General features: G+C 43.2%; 16 protein-coding genes. 8 read left to right on the top strand and 8 right to left on the bottom strand.

The features are described 5' to 3' along the window. Positions 1–85: 85 nt before the first annotated feature. Positions 86–1,171, bottom strand: a complete 1,086-nt coding sequence (locus tag E2491_RS13465) for a citrate synthase/methylcitrate synthase (RefSeq protein ID WP_134376136.1) — start codon at positions 1,169–1,171, stop codon at positions 86–88. A gap of 112 nt (positions 1,172–1,283) precedes the next feature. Between E2491_RS13465 and E2491_RS13460 the strand changes: the two genes are divergently transcribed. Both E2491_RS13460 and trhO read left to right on the top strand, forming a co-directional pair. After that, positions 1,284–2,162 (top strand): LysR family transcriptional regulator, encoded by an 879-nt coding sequence (locus E2491_RS13460; protein WP_134376135.1) that lies wholly within the window; start codon positions 1,284–1,286, stop codon positions 2,160–2,162. Positions 2,163–2,291: 129 nt separating this feature from the next. Further along, entirely contained in the window at positions 2,292–3,248 is a 957-nt protein-coding gene (gene trhO / locus E2491_RS13455; RefSeq protein ID WP_134376134.1) for an oxygen-dependent tRNA uridine(34) hydroxylase TrhO, read from the top strand. Positions 3,249–3,623: 375 nt separating this feature from the next. Here trhO and E2491_RS13450 read toward each other — a convergent pair whose 3' ends face one another. Next, positions 3,624–4,955: an MATE family efflux transporter gene (locus E2491_RS13450; protein WP_134376133.1), complete on the bottom strand. Its 1,332-nt coding sequence runs from the start codon at positions 4,953–4,955 to the stop codon at positions 3,624–3,626. 343 nt (positions 4,956–5,298) lie between these two features. On the opposite strand from E2491_RS13450, the gene katG reads away from it, so the two are divergent. The 3 genes from katG to E2491_RS13440 all read left to right on the top strand — a co-directional run bounded on the left by katG (position 5,299) and on the right by E2491_RS13440 (position 10,891). Then, positions 5,299–7,494 carry a catalase/peroxidase HPI gene (katG, locus tag E2491_RS13445; protein WP_134376132.1) on the top strand — a complete coding sequence of 732 codons (2,196 nt, stop codon included), beginning with the start codon at positions 5,299–5,301 and terminating at the stop codon, positions 7,492–7,494. A gap of 137 nt (positions 7,495–7,631) precedes the next feature. After that, positions 7,632–7,766, top strand: a complete 135-nt coding sequence (locus E2491_RS17765) for a hypothetical protein (RefSeq protein ID WP_256369357.1) — start codon at positions 7,632–7,634, stop codon at positions 7,764–7,766. A gap of 335 nt (positions 7,767–8,101) precedes the next feature. Further along, complete coding sequence (locus E2491_RS13440) at positions 8,102–10,891, top strand: bifunctional diguanylate cyclase/phosphodiesterase (protein WP_134376131.1); 2,790 nt, start codon at positions 8,102–8,104, stop codon at positions 10,889–10,891. A gap of 142 nt (positions 10,892–11,033) precedes the next feature. On the opposite strand, the gene E2491_RS17800 is transcribed toward E2491_RS13440, so the two are convergent. From E2491_RS17800 to E2491_RS13425, 3 genes are all read right to left on the bottom strand, one after another. Then, positions 11,034–11,939: a methyl-accepting chemotaxis protein gene (locus E2491_RS17800; RefSeq protein WP_166805887.1), complete on the bottom strand. Its 906-nt coding sequence runs from the start codon at positions 11,937–11,939 to the stop codon at positions 11,034–11,036. Positions 11,940–12,058: 119 nt separating this feature from the next. Next, positions 12,059–12,934: a phosphotransferase family protein gene (locus E2491_RS13430; RefSeq protein WP_134376129.1), complete on the bottom strand. Its 876-nt coding sequence runs from the start codon at positions 12,932–12,934 to the stop codon at positions 12,059–12,061. A gap of 340 nt (positions 12,935–13,274) precedes the next feature. Then, positions 13,275–14,168, bottom strand: coding sequence for a hypothetical protein (locus tag E2491_RS13425; protein WP_134376128.1), 894 nt, complete (start codon positions 14,166–14,168; stop codon positions 13,275–13,277). Between the two features lie 248 nt (positions 14,169–14,416). On the opposite strand from E2491_RS13425, the gene E2491_RS13420 reads away from it, so the two are divergent. Both E2491_RS13420 and E2491_RS13415 read left to right on the top strand, forming a co-directional pair. Continuing rightward, complete coding sequence (locus E2491_RS13420; protein WP_134376127.1) at positions 14,417–14,638, top strand: hypothetical protein; 222 nt, start codon at positions 14,417–14,419, stop codon at positions 14,636–14,638. 2 nt (positions 14,639–14,640) lie between these two features. After that, positions 14,641–15,027, top strand: a complete 387-nt coding sequence (locus E2491_RS13415) for a hypothetical protein (protein WP_134376126.1) — start codon at positions 14,641–14,643, stop codon at positions 15,025–15,027. Between the two features lie 60 nt (positions 15,028–15,087). Here the strand turns inward: E2491_RS13415 and E2491_RS13410 are convergent, their stop codons facing one another. After that, positions 15,088–15,294, bottom strand: a complete 207-nt coding sequence (locus E2491_RS13410) for a DUF6440 family protein (protein WP_208528075.1) — start codon at positions 15,292–15,294, stop codon at positions 15,088–15,090. A gap of 172 nt (positions 15,295–15,466) precedes the next feature. Here E2491_RS13410 and E2491_RS13405 point away from each other — a divergent pair, with 172 nt between their 5' ends. Next, positions 15,467–16,696 carry an MFS transporter gene (locus E2491_RS13405; protein ID WP_134376125.1) on the top strand — a complete coding sequence of 410 codons (1,230 nt, stop codon included), beginning with the start codon at positions 15,467–15,469 and terminating at the stop codon, positions 16,694–16,696. Positions 16,697–16,705: 9 nt separating this feature from the next. Here E2491_RS13405 and E2491_RS13400 read toward each other — a convergent pair whose 3' ends face one another. Both E2491_RS13400 and E2491_RS13395 read right to left on the bottom strand, forming a co-directional pair. Continuing rightward, positions 16,706–17,401 (bottom strand): hypothetical protein, encoded by a 696-nt coding sequence (locus E2491_RS13400; protein WP_134376124.1) that lies wholly within the window; start codon positions 17,399–17,401, stop codon positions 16,706–16,708. Positions 17,402–17,427: 26 nt separating this feature from the next. Beyond that, complete coding sequence (locus E2491_RS13395; protein ID WP_134376123.1) at positions 17,428–17,943, bottom strand: CGNR zinc finger domain-containing protein; 516 nt, start codon at positions 17,941–17,943, stop codon at positions 17,428–17,430. Positions 17,944–17,953 lie beyond the last annotated feature (10 nt).

The following is a 17,953-nucleotide window of genomic DNA, read 5'->3' as shown; positions in this document are numbered from 1 at the left end:
TGCGAACCTCACTCATCATGTTACGAAACAAGACCAAAATCCCGTGAACCTCACCCAAAACCTCGCGAACCTCAACCAACTGGCATCACTTCAGCTCGCCAACATACTCGGCCTGAGGTCTGAAAATCACATTATCCTCTGCCTGCTCCAGCACATGTGCGGTCCAGCCAACGATGCGGCTGGCAGTGAAAGTCGGGGTGAATAGCTCTGCCGGAAGATCAATGGATTTCATAATGGCAGCGGCATAAAACTCCACGTTTGTATAAAGCGCGCGTCCAGGCTTCAGATCTGCCAGTACATCGATCGCCGTTTTTTCTGTGTGCAATGCTAAATCCAGCCACTCATCCGCGCCATTGGATTCAGTCAGCTTATCACGCAGTGCGATGGATCTCGGATCATGTGTTTTGTAAACGCGGTGTCCGAATCCCATAAGCTTTTCTCCAGCTGTTATCTTTTGACGGATGACGGTTTCCGCACGATCCGGAGTCCTGATTTCATTTAAAAGATCAATGACTCCTGACGGCGCTCCCCCATGAAGCGGCCCCTTCATTGTCCCGATAGCAGCCGTTACCGCCGACACAAGATCTGATTCCGTGGATGCCGTCACTCTCGCTGAAAAAGTGGAAGCATTCATGCTATGTTCCATCGTGAGAATCATATATGTTTCAAGCGCTGCTTTTACTGCTGCTGAAGGATGTTTGCCCGTGAGCATATATAAGTAATTTTCAACATGATCAAGTGTGCTGTCAGGTTCCATCAGAGACTTTCCATTTAAAAGCCGCATCCGGTTTGAAATAATGGTTGGCACGAGTGCTGTCAGTCTGATCGCCTGGCTGATTGTTGGTTTCCACTTGTAATCAGAAGTTCCTTCAGCAGAAAGCACCGTTCTGATTACGCTCATCAAATCCATTTGGTCAGGAAGCGCGGTTAAAACGCTCATTGATGACTCAGACAAAGTCCGTTGCTGAACAAGGGCTTTCTTTAAATCATTCAGCTCTTTCTCATCAGGTAACCTTCCATGCCAAATTAAATAAGCAATTTCCTCAAACGAATATTGACTGGCAACTTCCCGGATTTCATAACCTCTGTAAAACAATTGTCCTGCCTCGCCATCTATATGACTGATGGCTGTTCGGGCAGCCGTTACACCTTTTAAACCTGGAGAAAACATTAAACCCATCCCCTTTTTATGTTAATAACTTTATTGTAAAGGTACATAATATTTAATAAAATTAAATATAATTAATGATATCAATTAAATTTATTAATCAGAGGTGAGATCAATGGAATTAGCCTGGCTACGCACATTTGTAACAGCGGCTCACTATCACAATTTCAGACGGACGGCCGATCAGCTTTATATTTCGCAACCAACTGTGACCGTTCATATTAAACTGCTCGAAAAGGAACTCGGTGCGACGCTTTTTGACCGTTCCGCTAAAAAAGTGAAGTTAACAGAGGCTGGGCATAAATATCTCAGACATGCCAGGGAATTACTCGATCGTTATGAAGCAGGGGTGGCGGAGCTTCAGTCTTTTACACAAGGATATTCTTCGAAAATGAGCCTGGCGATTTCACCCCTCATCGCTGATCACCTGATGCCATATGTACTGAAACAATTTTTAAAGGTTCATCCTGAGCTTGAAATCTCAGTAAAAATCATTGAATCTGAAGAAATCGAAGCGTCTGTTTTAAACGGCGAAGTGGATCTCGGCTTGTCCTGCCTGCCAAGTCATCAGTCCGATTTGAAGAGCGAGCTGCTGTTTACAGATCAGGTCATCATGGTGGCACCACATGACGGACGCGATGCGGAATCGGCTTATCCTTTAGAGGAAGAGGAACTTTTGTCCTCTCATTATCTCCTCACGCATAACCATCCCGGATACTGGGATGAGCTGGCGCAAACGGTTAAAGTGTTTTATCCATCCACGAAAATGATGAAGGTCTCTCAAACCCACATCACGAAAAGGTTTATCGAGGAAGGGCTTGGTGTCTCATACCTCCCTTCTTCCTCTGTCCGGCGGGAGCTGCTGGAGGGAAGACTGCTTGAAGTACACACGACTGCATTCAAGCTTCCACAGGCTCACATTTATGCCATTACGAAGGATCAATTTACAATCCAAAAGGAATTCATCACATTTCTATCCCGGTTCAGACTGTAAACCAGGAAAAGAATTCATGGAAAGTTCAGGTTTTCCTCTTTACGAACAAGCCTGAAATGGAGTAAAGTAATAGACGGTTCAAACCCATCAGGTTATTCCTGCAAAATAAAATGATAGGTGGAAAAAAACGTGGATTATCGAGTTTTATTGTATTATCACTACACGCCGATTGAAGATCCGGCTGCTTTTTCGGAAGAGCACCTTGCTTTCTGTAAAGAGCTTGGACTTAAAGGCCGTATTTTAGTTGCAAATGAAGGTATCAATGGTACTTGCTCAGGAACAATTGAGCAGACAGATGCTTACATGGAAGCCATGAGAAACAACCCTATGTTCGAAGGGATCGTCTTTAAAATTGATGAGGCTGAAGGACACACGTTCAAAAAGATGCATGTCCGCCCTCGTCCGGAGCTTGTTAACTTAAGTCTTGAGGATGATGTCAATCCGAATGAATTAACAGGCCGCTATTTGTCACCAAAGGAATTTTACGAGGAAATGCAGCGCGAGGATACAATTGTTCTCGATGCGCGTAACACATATGAATATGATGTTGGTCACTTCCGCGGCGCGATTCGCCCGGATGTGGAAACATTCCGCGACCTGCCAAACTGGGTACGTGAAAACCGCCACATGCTTGAAGGCAAACGCGTGCTGACGTATTGCACAGGCGGAATCCGCTGTGAGAAATTCTCCGGCTGGCTTGTGCGCGAAGGCTTTGAAGACGCAGCACAGCTTCACGGCGGAATTGCGACTTACGGTAAGGATCCGGAAGTAAAAGGTCAGCTATGGGATGGCCAGATGTACGTGTTTGACGAGCGTCTGACGGTTCCGATTAACCAGGTGGAGCACGTTGTAGTCGGAAAAGACCACTTCGACGGCACACCTTGTGAACGCTACATTAATTGTGCGAACCCGGAGTGCAACAAGCAGATTCTCGCATCAGAAGAGAACGAAGCGAAGCACTTAGGCGGATGCACGATCGAGTGTACGAAGCACGAACGCAACCGCTACAGCGTCCGTCACGAATTAAGTGAAGAAGTTGTTGCAGAGCGCATCGAAGCCCTTGAAAAAGAGCTTGCGGTGAAATAATGTAATGTAAAAACCGTCACTGCTCACTTGAGCGGTGACGGTTTTTTGTGTGGAAGGCTGGTTGGACGCGGATGTGGTCGACATTTTAGACGGGTGGTTTCGCGGGCGCGGGTTGCGTAAGTTGGATCTGTTGAAGAATTCCTTCACTCCATCCAATAATTCCATCTTTCCGGAAATGGATTCAGGCTTTTGAAAAACGGATTCCCTCGTTCCGGAAATTAATTCCTTCACTACACCCGCCTGCCTTCTTTTTCCCTTCATATCACCATGCAGATTCCTTCACTAGCCACAGTAATAACATCACGCCAACGCTCGCCTATTTCCCCGCGAAACACACCCATTCAACCTACACTCAACTCCGCGGCAAACAATTACTCAACCCTGTCCTACAACATCCCGCCTTGCAAACATCAAAATCAGCACGGTCACCAGCATTTCAGCAATCGGCACGGATAGCCAGATGCCTGTTGCGCCGAAAAACATTGGCAGAACAAACAGGAGAATCGGCAGAAATACATAACTGCGCAACACAATAATCAGCGTGGATGTCCTGATTTTTCCGATCGACTGGAAATAAGTCATATAAACAAAATTGAATCCGAGGAACATATATCCGATAAAAAATAATCGCACACCCGTTTCAGCAAGGTCACGAACCTCCTCTGACTGAAGACCAAACAGCGAAACGAGTAACGGTGCCGCAATAAGGCCGATCGTCAGAAGCAGTGCTCCAAGAATAAACGCAGCCTTTTCACCAAGTTTCACACTGTCAATAATCCGGAGTTTTTGTTTCGCTCCGTGATAGAAGCTGATCATCGGCTGCAGAGCGGATTCAATACCAAAAAACGCAAGGAACATAAATCCATGTAAATAGTTTACGACTGAAAATGCAGCCACGCCCGCATTCCCAAGTAAATCCACGATGGCAAGATTATAACCTGTTACAAAAACAAGCACGCCTGCTTCTGCTAAAAAACTCGGAAACCCAATCGCAAAAATCAGACCGAGTGCACCCCAGGACCATTTAAACGAAAATTTTCTGAGATTGGAACCCTTACGAAAGAAATGGATGAGTAAGACAAGCAATCCAATAACACTTGCGAGCACTGTCGCAAGGGCAGCCCCAAACACGCCAAGCCCCAGAACGAAAATCATATAGTAATTCAATGCAATATTAACAAGTGCTGTTACACCAAGCGCTACCATTGATAAGGTGGGTCCCCCATCATTTCGCACGAAAATACTGATCAGCTGCTGGAGGGCAATTAACCAGCCCAAGCTGAATAACACGCTTAAATAATCTACCGTTGGTGCAAGTGTTTCTGCATTGGCACCAAGGAGGCCTGCAATGGTTTCAACATTGAAATAACCAATGAGGCCAATCGCAGTCAAAATCAAAATCGTACTGGCAAGCGCCTGAGAAAAGACCCCTCTTGCCTTTTCAACATTTCCTTCTCCCATATTGATGGAGTAGACGGTCCCACCGCCAATTCCGATCCAAAGAGAAATAGAAAAAATCAATGAGAAAACAGGCATCGCCAGATTCACCCCGGCAAGACCAATCTCCCCTACCCCATTACCAACAAAAATGCCGTCAATGAGAATATTGACAGACATGAGCATCATGCCGAGCAGTGACGGGAAAAAATATTGATAGAAAACTTTATGAACCGGCTGTTGTAACAAACGATTGTGTGTACTGCTCATTTGCCTGCCTCCTGCTATGTATCTTTCACAGAAAGTATATCGCGTAATAGCCGTGACGGGAAATGATTCCCTAATTCGATACGTCATCTGGATAACATCACCAGCAAATTCGGGTCGCTTAAAATTTGTTTTAAGTCCTCTATTCTATTATTCTTAAATTGTGTGTCACAGATTATTTTCCATCTTAAATAATAATCATTTTAAGTGATGCATTTTTCTTTCAATTCGAAAGCTAGTTTATTATAATTATAATCTGAGAACGATTATAATCCTTTCTCTTGCTGCAAAATGCAGTCAGATCAAGGATCCATTAATATTTTTACTTTAGAAGGGAGAATAAAACATGGATCACGAAAACAATGGCGGCACTTGCCCAATCACTGGACAGTCTTCTGAGGACAGTGCAATCACAACGCAAAAGGTTGGTACAACGAACAAAGACTGGTGGCCAAACCAGTTAGACCTGAGCATTCTTCGTCAGCATGATAAGAAATCTAACCCTATGGGAGAAGATTTCAATTATGCGGAGGAATTCAAAAAGCTTGATTATGATGCATTAAAGAAAGATCTTCATGATTTAATGACAGATAGCCAGGACTGGTGGCCAGCCGATTATGGTCATTACGGTCCATTATTTATACGTATGTCATGGCACGCAGCCGGTACTTACCGTACAGGTGACGGGCGCGGAGGAAGCAGCACTGGACAGCAGCGTTTCGCTCCACTGAATAGCTGGCCGGATAACGCAAACCTTGATAAAGCACGCCGTCTGCTATGGCCAATTAAACAAAAATACGGAAATAAAATTTCATGGGCTGACTTACTTGTATTAACGGGTAACGTGGCACTTGAATCGATGGGATTAAAAACATTCGGTTTTGGAGCAGGACGTGCAGACGTTTGGCATCCGGAAGAAGATGTATATTGGGGTAATGAAAAAGAGTGGCTTGATGATAACCGTTACTCAGGAGACCGCGAGCTTGAACATCCATTAGCGGCTGTTCAGATGGGTCTGATTTACGTTAACCCGGAAGGTCCTAACGGAAAGCCGGATCCACTAGCAAGTGCACGTGACATCCGCGAAACATTTGCCCGCATGGGAATGAATGATGAAGAAACCGTAGCACTGACTGCCGGTGGACACACATTTGGTAAATCACACGGTGCAGGCGATGCGGATGAGCACGTTGGTGCACTGCCTGAAGCAGCAGAAATTGAAGACCAGGGCTTTGGCTGGAAGAGCACGTATAAGAGCGGAAAAGGCCGCGATACGATCTCAAGTGGTATCGAAGGTGCATGGACTGCTAACCCGACGAAATGGGATAACGGCTACTATGACCTGTTATTCGGTTACGAGTGGGAGCTGACAAAGAGTCCTTCAGGCGCTTACCAATGGAAAGCTGTTGGTCAAACAGAAGAGCACATGGCACCTGACGCAGAAGATCCATCTGTAAAGGTACCAACGATGATGACAACTGCTGATATGGCACTTCGTATGGACCCTGAGTACGAAAAGATTTCACGCCGCTTCCACCAGAATCCGGATGAATTTGCTGATGCATTTGCACGCGCATGGTTCAAGCTTCTTCACCGTGATATGGGACCAAAAGACCGCTACCTCGGACCAGAAGTACCTGAGGAAGAATTAGTATGGATGGATCCGGTACCGAAAGTGGATTACACACTTTCTGATGCTGAGATTGCTGACTTAAAGGCGAAAATCCTTGATTCAGGTTTAACAGTAAGCGAGCTTGTGAAAACGGCATGGGCTTCTGCAAGCACATACCGCGGAACAGATATGCGTGGCGGTGCAAATGGTGCCCGCATCCGTCTTGCTCCACAAAAAGACTGGGAAGCAAACGAGCCTGAACAGCTTCAAAAAGTGCTTGCTGTTTACGAAAAGATCCAGGGTGAGCTTGAAAAGAAAGTCAGCCTTGCTGATCTGATCGTACTTGGCGGAACAGCTGCTGTTGAAAAAGCTGCGAAAGATGCAGGTGTGGACGTAACGGTTCCATTTACACCTGGCCGTGGCGATGCAACGCAGGAGCAAACAGACGTTGACAGCTTTGACGTTCTTGAGCCGGTATCTGACGGATTCCGCAACTATCAGAAGAAGGAATACAGCCTAAGCCCTGAAGAAATGCTTGTTGATAAAGCACACCTTCTAGGCCTGACTGCACCTGAACTGACAGTACTTGTCGGCGGACTTCGCGTTCTTGGAAACAACCATGGCGATACAAAGCACGGTGTCTTTACAGACCGCGTCGGTACACTGACAAATGACTTCTTCGTCAATCTGCTTGACATGGGTGTTGAGTGGAAGCCAAACGGCTTTAACCAGTATGAAGGCCGCGATCGCAAGACAGGAGAAGTTGTTCGCACGGCAACCCGCTTCGATCTTGTATTCGGTTCTAACTCAATTCTTCGCGCCCTTGCTGAAGTCTACGCACAAGACGACAACAAAGAAAAGTTCGTAAAAGACTTTGTTGCTGCATGGGTGAAGATCATGGATGCAGACCGCTTTGACGTAGAGAAGTAATATCGATGACTTCGAACCCCTTCCCTTTTGTGGAAGGGGTTTTTTGTATGGTGTTAGTGAGGATCCGGCTTGCCGCGGGACGTGACTAACTGCGAATTAACAGTCCTGTTCCGCGTCAAACAGTGGTTGCGGATGAAATGATGGAATTATTGACTGGAGTGAAGGAATGCGGTCTGGGTAATGAAGGAATCCAGAATTTAAATGAAGGAAAAAAGGCAGGCCACAGTGCTAACGAAGGAATCAAATCCCAGAAAGAAGGAATTAAAACCTGAAACGAGCGAATACATTTTTCAAAAAGACCGAATAACTTCAACGAATGAAGGAATCTTTCTAAGCGTCATCTCCGTAATCTCTCCGTCTAAAGTTACACCCACATCAATTCCACCCCCCTCGACATTTAATCACCCTTTAAATATCCATTGAGCCAAGACATCACGATAAATATTAAAAATTTTTTAAAACACATACTTTTATACTACAAAAAGAAGGGTATATATTGAAGGATGACGAATTTGTATAAAAATTTGAATTTCATGTCGAAATATTTACGGTCAACTACGCGAAACGGTAATGTCTCAACATATAAAGATTGAGAGAGGTGAAACAAATGCACCATGATCGTTACTCAAGGTTAGCCGAAATTACAAAGATGATTCATTTGAAGCTGGATAAGAAGTCAGTGCTTGAACAGGTCGTCATGGCTATTTCCGAAGAAATTGTCAGGTGTGATGCAGTGGGCATTTATTTGCCGATTGCAAAGGATCAGTTTCAGGGTTTTGTCGGGAAACCGGATAATTTTAATGGTATTACACTTGATAAAATGGTGATTGATTTGAAAAATGACCAGTTTGCAGCCGAGATTGTTCAGACGAAAAAGAGCATTTATATACCGGATACAAGTAAAGATTCCCGGCCGGACCCTATTCCGATTGAATTATTTAAAATTAAATCGGTTTTTGGGATGCCTATTTATTTCGAGAACTCTTTTTATGGCCTTGTTTTTCTGTTTGATTACAGCTCGCCGCTTCATTTAAACAAAGAGGAACTTGAGGCAATAGAATCCTACGTAATGATGGCAGCGGTGGCGATTCGAAACACTGAATTATTTACTGCCTCAAAAAAACTGCTGAAAGATAAGCAGATGCTGCTTGATGCAACGAATGACCTGTCGCGCTGTTTGACCGTACAGGAAGCACTTGAAACGAGCTTCCGATATGTCGGTCAGGCGCTGAACAATCCGAACGTCGGCGCGCACCTGAAGGATATTGAAACGCAGACCCCCTCCCCTCACCGGTTGTCAGCTGACAGCGAGTGGAAGGAAGAAGACTGGATTCAGGTTCATCGCGAGGTTAAAGTGAATTTCCAGGATGACCCTGTCTTCAAAGAAGTCATTGCAACAAAACGTCCCTTATTAATTGAGGATGCCATTAATGATCCAAGACCCAACAAAACAGCGATTGAGCGTTTTGGAATCAGGTCCATGTATACACTGCCACTTATTTCACGTGGCGAGGTGCTTGGAACACTTGGTGTCGTCAGCTTCGATGGCCCCCGCTGTTACACAGACGCCGAACAAAAGCTCGCCATCTCGATTGCCGGGGCAACCGCGGGGGTACTCGATAATCTGATTCACCTTGAGCAACTAGAGCAGATTATCAAACATCGCACACGTGAGCTTCAGGAAAAAAATGAGATTCTTGAGACTATGAACGACGATCTCCGACTACTCAGCAAAAAGAACGAATCCATTTTAAATTCTGCCGGAGAAGGCATTTACGGACTTAACAAAGATGGCGTTATTACATTTTGTAACCCGACCGCTGCTTCCATGCTCGCCTATGATCTTGAAGAGCTTGTCGGCAAGACACAGGATGACGTAATTGCTCATTATAAAAACGAGCAGGAGCTTTACGAAAATATGAGCTCTCCGATTCACCAGTCCTTACTAACAGGTCAAAAAGCGTACTCTGTAAATGAAAAGTTCGCCAAAAAAGACGGCGCGGTTTTTGATGTTGAATACGTCTCTACGCCGATTCAAAATGGGGATCAGCATAATGGTGTCGTTGTCACTTTTCGTGATGTGACAGAACGCAAACAAATGGAAAAACGCATTCATAATCAGGCCTACTATGACCTGATTACAAGGTTGCCAAATCGGACTTATCTGGTTCAGAAAATCAAAAATGCATTAAAATACATTGATCCTGTAAAGCATCGACTAGCCGTGATGTTTCTGGATCTTGACCGTTTCAAGCTGATCAATGATTCCTATGGTCATACGATTGGTGACCGGGTTCTTTGCGAAGTGGCAGAGCGTTTCCAAACGCTTGTCAGTGACCGGATTACGGTCGGAAGACTTGGTGGCGATGAATTTATTGTTTTAGTGGAGGAAGTAGAACATCCGGAAGAACTGGATGAAATCGCGGCACAGTTTCTTCATGTTCTGAAAGACCCTATACACATTGGTAAACATGAGTTATTTACCGGTGCAAGCCTTGGCATCAGTATGTATCCGGATGATGCTCAAAATGAAGATGATCTGATTCGCAATGCAGACACCGCCATGTATGTGGCTAAAGAACAAGGCGGCACCTATCACTACTTCACCAGAATGCTCATGGAGAAAAATATTGAACGGTCTAATTTACTGAATGCTCTCTATCAGGCCGTTGAGCGAAATGAGATGGAAGTTTATTATCAGCCGAAAGTCGACTATGAGAATAAGCAGATTACCGGCGTAGAAGCGCTTCTTCGCTGGACGCATCCCGAGCTTGGTAAAGTCCCACCTGATAAATTTATTCCACTAGCTGAGGAAACCGGCATGATTTTAAAAATTGGTGAATGGGTACTTCGCGAGGCACTGGGGCAGCTGAGAAAATGGCATGATCAGGGCAATGACATCACCATGGCAGTGAATTTCTCCATCCGCCAGATTCAGCACCCGCGCGTTGTTCAAATGGTGAAATCCATGTTGGAAGAGGAACACCTGGAGCCAAAGTATCTGGAGATTGAACTGACAGAGCATACTTTGATCCAGGCCCATGATATTGAGAAGTTGCACGAACTCAAAGCTTTAGGCATCAGCCTGTCACTTGATGACTTCGGGACCGGTTACTCATCACTGCGCTACATCAAGGATTTCCCGATTGACTGCATTAAAATCGACCGGTCGTTTGTTGAGAACATGACTCAGGTTCCGCACATCGCCGCCTTAAACTCAACCATAATTCACCTAGCCAAAAGGCTGGATTACAGGGTCATTGCTGAAGGCGTTGAAACGAAGGAGCAGATCGACCGCCTGATGCAGGAAGGCTGTCATTGTATGCAAGGCTTCTATTTCAGTCGCCCTATACCCGCTGGTGATATGCAGGAAATGTTTGCAAAAGAGCTGAGTTAACAAAGAGCAGGGCGTCGTCCCTGCTCTTTTTCATATAAAGATGATGCAGTTAACTGCAAGCGAAAAAGACCATTTCACCCTCCACCAGTTTTCAAGTAGACGTTAGTAAAATGACCTGTTCATTTCGTGTTGGACTGACAATTTAAATCAATTGCACAAATTGCTTCGATTTTGAATCCAGCTGTTGAGCCGACGAACCGATCATTTCAAAGTCTTCCACTGTCGTTTTGATCTGATCCTGGCTTTCTGTCACGCTGGTCATGACCGTGTGAGTACCTGTTGTGATCTTCTCCACTTCACTCGTAATGGAATTCACCGTTTCCCTTACCTCACCAATTGACTGCTCTACTCTCGCTGACAGCTTCCGGACTTCCTTTGCCACAATATCAAAACCGCGGCCATGCTCACCTGCTCGTGCCGCTTCAATTGCAGCGTTTAAGGCCAGCAGATTTGTCTGACTGGCGATTTCACTGATGGTTTTGACAATCCCGCTGATTTCATCGGTCTTTTCGTTTAACGAAGTGAGGGTCTTAGAATTGTCTGATGAAACCGTCGTGATATGATCAATTTTCTGCAAAAGCTCGCGACTTCGGATGACACCATGTGCTGATCGCTGATTCAATTGATCAGACATATCACGCAGATCGTCTGCCATCTCTTTAGCATTACGGTATCTCTCGGTAATATCGGTGGCAATCTTCGTCACGCCCACTACTTTACGTTTATTCTCATCGAACACCGGCATATACGTCGCATCCAGCCAAATAGACTCTCCTGCAGCGTTTTTTCGTTCAATTTTATCCTGAAATGTTTTACCCTTAAACAAATCACGCCAGAACTGCTCGTACTCACGACTGTCAGCAAATTCACTAAAACACAGATCACGATGATACATACCCTCCAGCTGGCTGATCTCATAGCCAACCGTTTTCGCGAAGATTTTATTCACATAGGCTACCCTGCGATCTTCATCAAACCTGATAATCGCTAAATTATCCTCTATGGCATTCACAACTAAATCGTCTGTTACCTTCTGCTGCACATCCATGATTAACCCTCCCAGGCATAAATTGGATAGTTACAACAGACTAATTAGACAAAAAAGGACTTTTATCCTTCTTTTTTGCGAAAAAATGTGATTTATCTGAAAAATATTTCTATTCATTCTCATTTGTATACGTTTAATTCCTCTTTCAATATCCCGAGGTTTTGTTCATAAAAGTCTCTATTCTGATCAATCCCGCGTCTTTGACACCAGCCAATACTGTTAAACGCATCTGTAAAGCGGTAAAAAATCAGCACCTGATCCAAATCAATCAACGGCCGAATACTCCGATAACCATCCTGATACGCCTGATAAAGAGATGGATCCAGACTTAAAAAATCGCGATGAATTTTGGAAAAGTCCATCTCAGTTGCCCCGAACCGGACACTTTCAAAATCAATGGCACCCATCACCCGTTCATCCTTCACTAAAATATTTGCAGGTCGAAAATCCATATGAATAAAGCTTGGCCCATCCGGAGCTGGAAGATCGTTTTTCATCTCAACGTACTTCTGAATAGCCGCTTCATATAAAAACGGATCAATCACTTTTTTCGTATCCTCTGCAAAACCGTAGAACATCCGATCCAAAAATGCAGTCCAGTTCGGAAACTCATTATCTATATTCGTCAGATCCATTCCCTGCGGCGGCTGAATCGCATGCATTGAAGCATGATAAACACCCGTTTCATATGCCAGTAAAGTTGACAGTTTCGGCTTAAGAGGCTGCCCTTCAAGCTCCGACAGCAGCAGCGCTCCGATTGTCTCATCGTCGCCCTCCCACACATCAAGCAGACGCGGAACCGCAATCCGCCCTTCAAGAATGCTGTAAGCCTTAATCTCACGGTGAAACTTCAATATATTGAACGGAATCTTTATGTATACCGTTTCTCCATTGGTAAGGAGCACTTTATAAACAGTTGAACTGTGCGAGTCGGCCACATCACTGATTGATTGCGTCTGCAGGCCGAAGTGTTTAATGATCTTGTTTAATATCATGTCTGGTGAGTCCTTTCTAGTTGAGATTTTGCGGGTGAAAAGCTTGTTTGACGCGGAATTCGATCGTTGGTTTCAGGTGATTGGTCCGCGTCACATGGGTAATGATAGGGGCGGTCAGGAAGCACCGGTGCTTTTGTATCGTTATCGGGAGTTATTTAATCGTTCCGGGTTTTTATTGTACTGTTTGAACTTTTTATTTCATCGTTTCAACATTTTATTGTATCGCTAGCCTTCCAACCGCTTTATTTTGTCCTGTTACGATCGATTATTGTAACGTTTCAGAATAGATATGTACTGATTCAGAAGTGGATTGTATCGCTGCGACTGCACTCTCGACGCGTTAAAATACAAGTTTATAGCTGTCCCATGAAGGCTCACCTTTAAAATGAGCGAAGCTAAATAACTCATAAGCCAGCAAATCTGTAGAATCGACCTCTGCTTCCACTGTCTGAATTCCTTTATCCCGCAGTCTGATCAACTGTTCCTTAAAAATGCCTCTGAGTACTTCCATCGGTATATCCTTTTCGAATGACCCAATCCAGCCAATTTCATAATGCCTGTCACTTACAGGGTGCAGCAATATGTAGCCTCTTATCACATCATTCTCTATGTAAACCAAACTATTATGTAAATCCGGTTCCCCATCCAGCAAGAGCGCTTCCCACTCTTCAAGCGATCTTTCAGCCACCGGACTAACTAAATGACTTTGCGTGTAGTCAGATTTCAGCATCTTAATAAAAGATAATTTGTGTTGCTCGTCCTTCAAAATTTTATTGAGAGAATACACACCGTGGGTGACCGTGTTTAATGCTTCGAGCTTCTCTAATAGAACGCTCACTTCCCAGTTGGGCATGTATGTTTTTCGCATCAACTGGAATTGATTTTCTTTCAATGTGTCTATGATCATGGATTCATCACTCAGCACTGAACAAACAAAGTGGTCTGCCGTTGTATCCGGAGTGTGATGAATCAGCTTTCCAATCAATTCTTTGATGGTTTCAGGCCCAATGGTTTCATCTGCAAACATACTTATTTTCTCTGCCTGTGGATGGAATTCGTTTTGCCAAGTGAAGGCAATGGCGTTGATTTCATTCTCTTTTATCACACCATAAATTTGATGAAATCTTTTTCGCTTTAATAACCATAAGAAGCCCTCTACTTTTTTCTTCAAGTTCGAACTAAAATGACTGATACAAATCGCTTCTATACGTTCAATTAACTTTGTCATCGTCACGTTTATACACCTTTCTTTTTGATATTGTTCAAAGATCGATAATAAGCATACGAATTAAAAGCATTTTTTGGTAAAGTCATCATAACACAATAACTTTCAGGAAAATGAACTTTCCCGGTAATTGTATCCTTAGATTTGAGATTTACTCAAGAGAGCAAAACAGCTTTCGAGCCTTTCAAACAGTCATGTCTTCCTTCCAACAAGTATGTTACCCTTTAATTATAAATTGTTAAGATATAGGGGCTAACATGTTTAGAAGATCAAAAAAGCTTTGTAATGTTTTATTTATTTTCGGGATATTTATGATCATTTTCGGATGGATGCAGGGCTGGTGGCAATCTGAGAATGTAGAGCCTGTCACTTATGAAATTAGAAAATACGTATTCATGACGGCTGGAGGACTTATTTTACTTTTTACGTACGTGATTAGTGAAGTATTAGGAGAATATGAGAAAAGAGAAGACATGTGAACATGATGACAGTAGGAATTGTGAAAGACTTATATAGAAGGTCCATTGCTGCTTTTTTTACTGCGATACTCATGACACTCGGATTGAATGCATTTTCCAATTACAGTTATGATAATTCAACGTTCCTGTTTTTTCTCACCCTGACACTTCTAATGGTGATTGGATTCCCTGTCTCACTTTTAATAGACAGGATTGTTAATACTCATTTTTCACTTTCAAGTATAATGAGATCTTTGTTTTTGTATTTTGTTGCAGGGATACTATCAGGAGTGTTCATTATCATTTTACTTGAAGCTCCGTATGCGTCACTTTTTCTTTTGATCACTTCGACAGCCTGCTCAGTTATTTTTTATCTCATTTTAAATGTGGTGAGGCAATTAAATAAATAAATAATCGTCAGCCCTTTCCCTACGATGAAGAAGATGCGTGAAGATAAAATTCAAGCCGGATCACTCCGGCTTCTCTACAACCACTTCTCCGTTTTCATCCAGCAGCGGCGTTAAGCCTCCGCTCTGGCCCATCCACGTATGTATGTAATGCACCCCAGTCTCTGTATCGACAAATACGGTTATTCTTCCGTAATCAGGTATTCTTTGAAATGATTTAACGACGAAACGATTTTCTTCCTCGTGATGATTGCCTTTAAAGAACATCATTTATCTTCTCCCTATAAAAATATTTGATATATTCTAATGTTACTGATCTAGTCACTTCAACACAAATAATACCAAGACTTTTGGATGAGTTCACATTCATCAATCAGGCTGAATACACATCTTCCCTCTTCCTCTATAGTTAATATTATAATAAAGAGAGGAAGTTTTTAACATGAAGAATTTATTTGGAGATAGTAGATTTCGGCTGATTTTACTGGCAAATCTCGCCTCATCGATCGGCTCCGGCATTACCATGATCGCCATCCCCTGGCTGCTTGTGACGAGCGAAAATGGCAGTGAGGTTTTTGGTTATATTACGCTCACGATGACGGCGATTAGTTTCATTATCACGCCACTCATCGGGCAACTTATTGACCGGATGTCACGTAAAAATCTACTTTTAATCAGTAAGATTGTGAGTTTGATTGTCATCGGCATTTTTTCATTCAGCGGCTTTTTGGGACTATCATTTGAAACGTGGCATTATATCATTATTTATTTCACCGGAAGTCTGTATTACACCATTTTCTATCCGACGATGTTTGCGCTGAACCAGGAGCTGTTTACGAGCAGTCAGTACAAGTCACTCAATGGCACCATGGAGGTTCAGGGTCAGCTGTCGAGCGTCATCGCTGGTGGAGTCGCCAGTTTGTTGCTGGTCAATTGGGGCATCCACCAGATTCTCCTGCTAAATGTGGCAGCTTATATGGCAGCCATCCTATTATTTATCAGAATCCCTTACATAAAGCGTTCTAAAAAGAATCAGAGTGAAGCAACTCGTTCAACTGAAAACGCCTATACGTATATCAAAAACCAGCCGGCTCTGTTTTACGTTCTGTTGCTGACAACCATGCCATTTATCGGCGTCATGGTCACCAATTACATGTTCCCGGTTTACCTGGCTGAGGTGCTCAAGGCCTCAGGTAGCATTTATGGTATTAAGGAGATGATGTATGCGATAGGTGCTGTCACAGCAGGGTTGATCATGCCTCTTGTAATGGTGAAGTTAGGACCGGGCCGAGCGATGATTTACGGTATGATCATTTACACCTTAGCGATTTCACTCGTCTTATTGGTCAATATCCCGGTATTTCTCGCACTCATGTTTTTTATCGCCATAGGAAACAGCGGCACCCGTGTCGCACGAAATTCGTTTATGATGGATCAGATTCCAAACCACATGATTGGACGGATCGACGGCCTATTTAGAACGATCGGGCTCATGCTTAGAATGGTTCTGCTCGGATTGTTTACAGGATTAGTTTCTGCGGAGTTGATTATGGTCTGCTTTAATGTGCTGAGTTTGGTGATGGTGATAAGTGTTGCTGGGATTGTGGTTGCTTGGCGGAGAGTTGGGGTCGAGAGTAGGCTTGAGAAAAGAGTAAACACACAAGCATTATAGCTTGAGTGTTTACTCTTGAAACTCTGTCACCACATCTATTTCAATTGTATTTCTGAACTTATCTGCTGTTCCTACAATGATGCGATTAGGAGTGCGTACTTGATAATTCCATGTCACTGCATTTTCAGGATATGTAATGAGCAGTTCAACCTCTTCATCATTGTACTCTTTAGACAATTGCTTCTCTAACTGCAGCTTGGAAACGGCAGACAACCCACTAAAAATAACTAGTAATAACAACCCCACAAAGAGTATTTGTCTGTTCAGGTTAAATTTTATCACTACTGTTGTGAGGATCAGCAGATAAACGATTAATGTGAGATCAAATTTATCAATGATACTGAAATTTAAATCCTCTTCACTGAAAGGATAAAACAAATGTGCACCATTGCCAAAGAAATCGAGCATAATATGGCCAATGATCAGTATAAAACTAAACATAACCATCACTGACTTGCTCTCCATCTGACCTATAGCTATCTGATAACATATTGAATATAAACCTACAATAACAGGGAAGAAAAATAAAGAATGGCCAGCTAATAAGCCGAAAAATTTCAATATATCAGGCGTCAAAACAACTGCACATGACAGAGCAAAAGTCATAATGATTTTTATTAATGTACCTTTTTTGTTTTTAATAAAAGGTATTGTAATTAAAATGGCCATTAATAAATGTGGTATTGTACCTAAAATGTGTTGCAAGAAAAATACCTCCTAATTTATTTTGATTAAGAATGGTTTTTTTGCCTATATGTCCGCACCTTCGCAATCGTCCCGCAAGCGCGTCCACTCTCACTTTGTTTCGTCATACTACACCACTTTTTCGTCCCGCTTTTCGACTCATCAAAAAAGACATATTGGCAGTCAGGGCACATTTTCAATCTGTGGAGCTGCTGTTCTTGTGCAAGCTGAACTATAATGATTAGCAGGTTTGCAGTCATGCTATTTTTAAGAGCAACGGGTTTTAGTGCATACTTGTTTTCTATGGCATGAACCTCGAACTTTATCTGCTCATCGATCAAAGTATTTAACACAGTAAAATCATGTTCTTTCAGCATTTCCCTTACTAGATTCCTAAAAGAGAGGGCATCATGTAAGGATTCCCCTGAATCAGATTGAAAATGCTCCATTGCAAAATTGACTAATGCTGACTCATCATGAAGCACTTCTTGCGCTTGCCTTGTAGAATTTGATACGGACCAGGTATTCAAAAAAGATACTAACTTCTCTGTTTCTGTACTCATCGTAACCACC

This window comes from Jeotgalibacillus sp. R-1-5s-1, from assembly GCF_004405105.1.
Taxonomy (GTDB): domain Bacteria; phylum Bacillota; class Bacilli; order Bacillales; family Jeotgalibacillaceae; genus Jeotgalibacillus.
This window is presented reverse-complemented; position numbering and strand designations above follow the sequence as displayed.

What these genes read in the sequence shown, in the direction of transcription:
- E2491_RS13420 (WP_134376127.1), top strand. Translation starts at nt 14,417, where the DNA reads ATGTTTAGAAGATCAAAAAAGCTTTGTAATGTTTTATTTATTTTCGGG.
- E2491_RS13410 (WP_208528075.1), bottom strand. Translation starts at nt 15,294, where the DNA reads ATGATGTTCTTTAAAGGCAATCATCACGAGGAAGAAAATCGTTTCGTC.
- E2491_RS17800 (WP_166805887.1), bottom strand. Translation starts at nt 11,939, where the DNA reads ATGGATGTGCAGCAGAAGGTAACAGACGATTTAGTTGTGAATGCCATA.
- E2491_RS13405 (WP_134376125.1), top strand. Translation starts at nt 15,467, where the DNA reads ATGAAGAATTTATTTGGAGATAGTAGATTTCGGCTGATTTTACTGGCA.
- E2491_RS13450 (WP_134376133.1), bottom strand. Translation starts at nt 4,955, where the DNA reads ATGAGCAGTACACACAATCGTTTGTTACAACAGCCGGTTCATAAAGTT.
- E2491_RS13430 (WP_134376129.1), bottom strand. Translation starts at nt 12,934, where the DNA reads ATGATATTAAACAAGATCATTAAACACTTCGGCCTGCAGACGCAATCA.
- E2491_RS13465 (WP_134376136.1), bottom strand. Translation starts at nt 1,171, where the DNA reads ATGTTTTCTCCAGGTTTAAAAGGTGTAACGGCTGCCCGAACAGCCATC.
- E2491_RS13415 (WP_134376126.1), top strand. Translation starts at nt 14,641, where the DNA reads ATGATGACAGTAGGAATTGTGAAAGACTTATATAGAAGGTCCATTGCT.
- E2491_RS13440 (WP_134376131.1), top strand. Translation starts at nt 8,102, where the DNA reads ATGCACCATGATCGTTACTCAAGGTTAGCCGAAATTACAAAGATGATT.
- katG (WP_134376132.1), top strand. Translation starts at nt 5,299, where the DNA reads ATGGATCACGAAAACAATGGCGGCACTTGCCCAATCACTGGACAGTCT.
- E2491_RS17765 (WP_256369357.1), top strand. Translation starts at nt 7,632, where the DNA reads ATGATGGAATTATTGACTGGAGTGAAGGAATGCGGTCTGGGTAATGAA.
- E2491_RS13395 (WP_134376123.1), bottom strand. Translation starts at nt 17,943, where the DNA reads ATGAGTACAGAAACAGAGAAGTTAGTATCTTTTTTGAATACCTGGTCC.
- E2491_RS13460 (WP_134376135.1), top strand. Translation starts at nt 1,284, where the DNA reads ATGGAATTAGCCTGGCTACGCACATTTGTAACAGCGGCTCACTATCAC.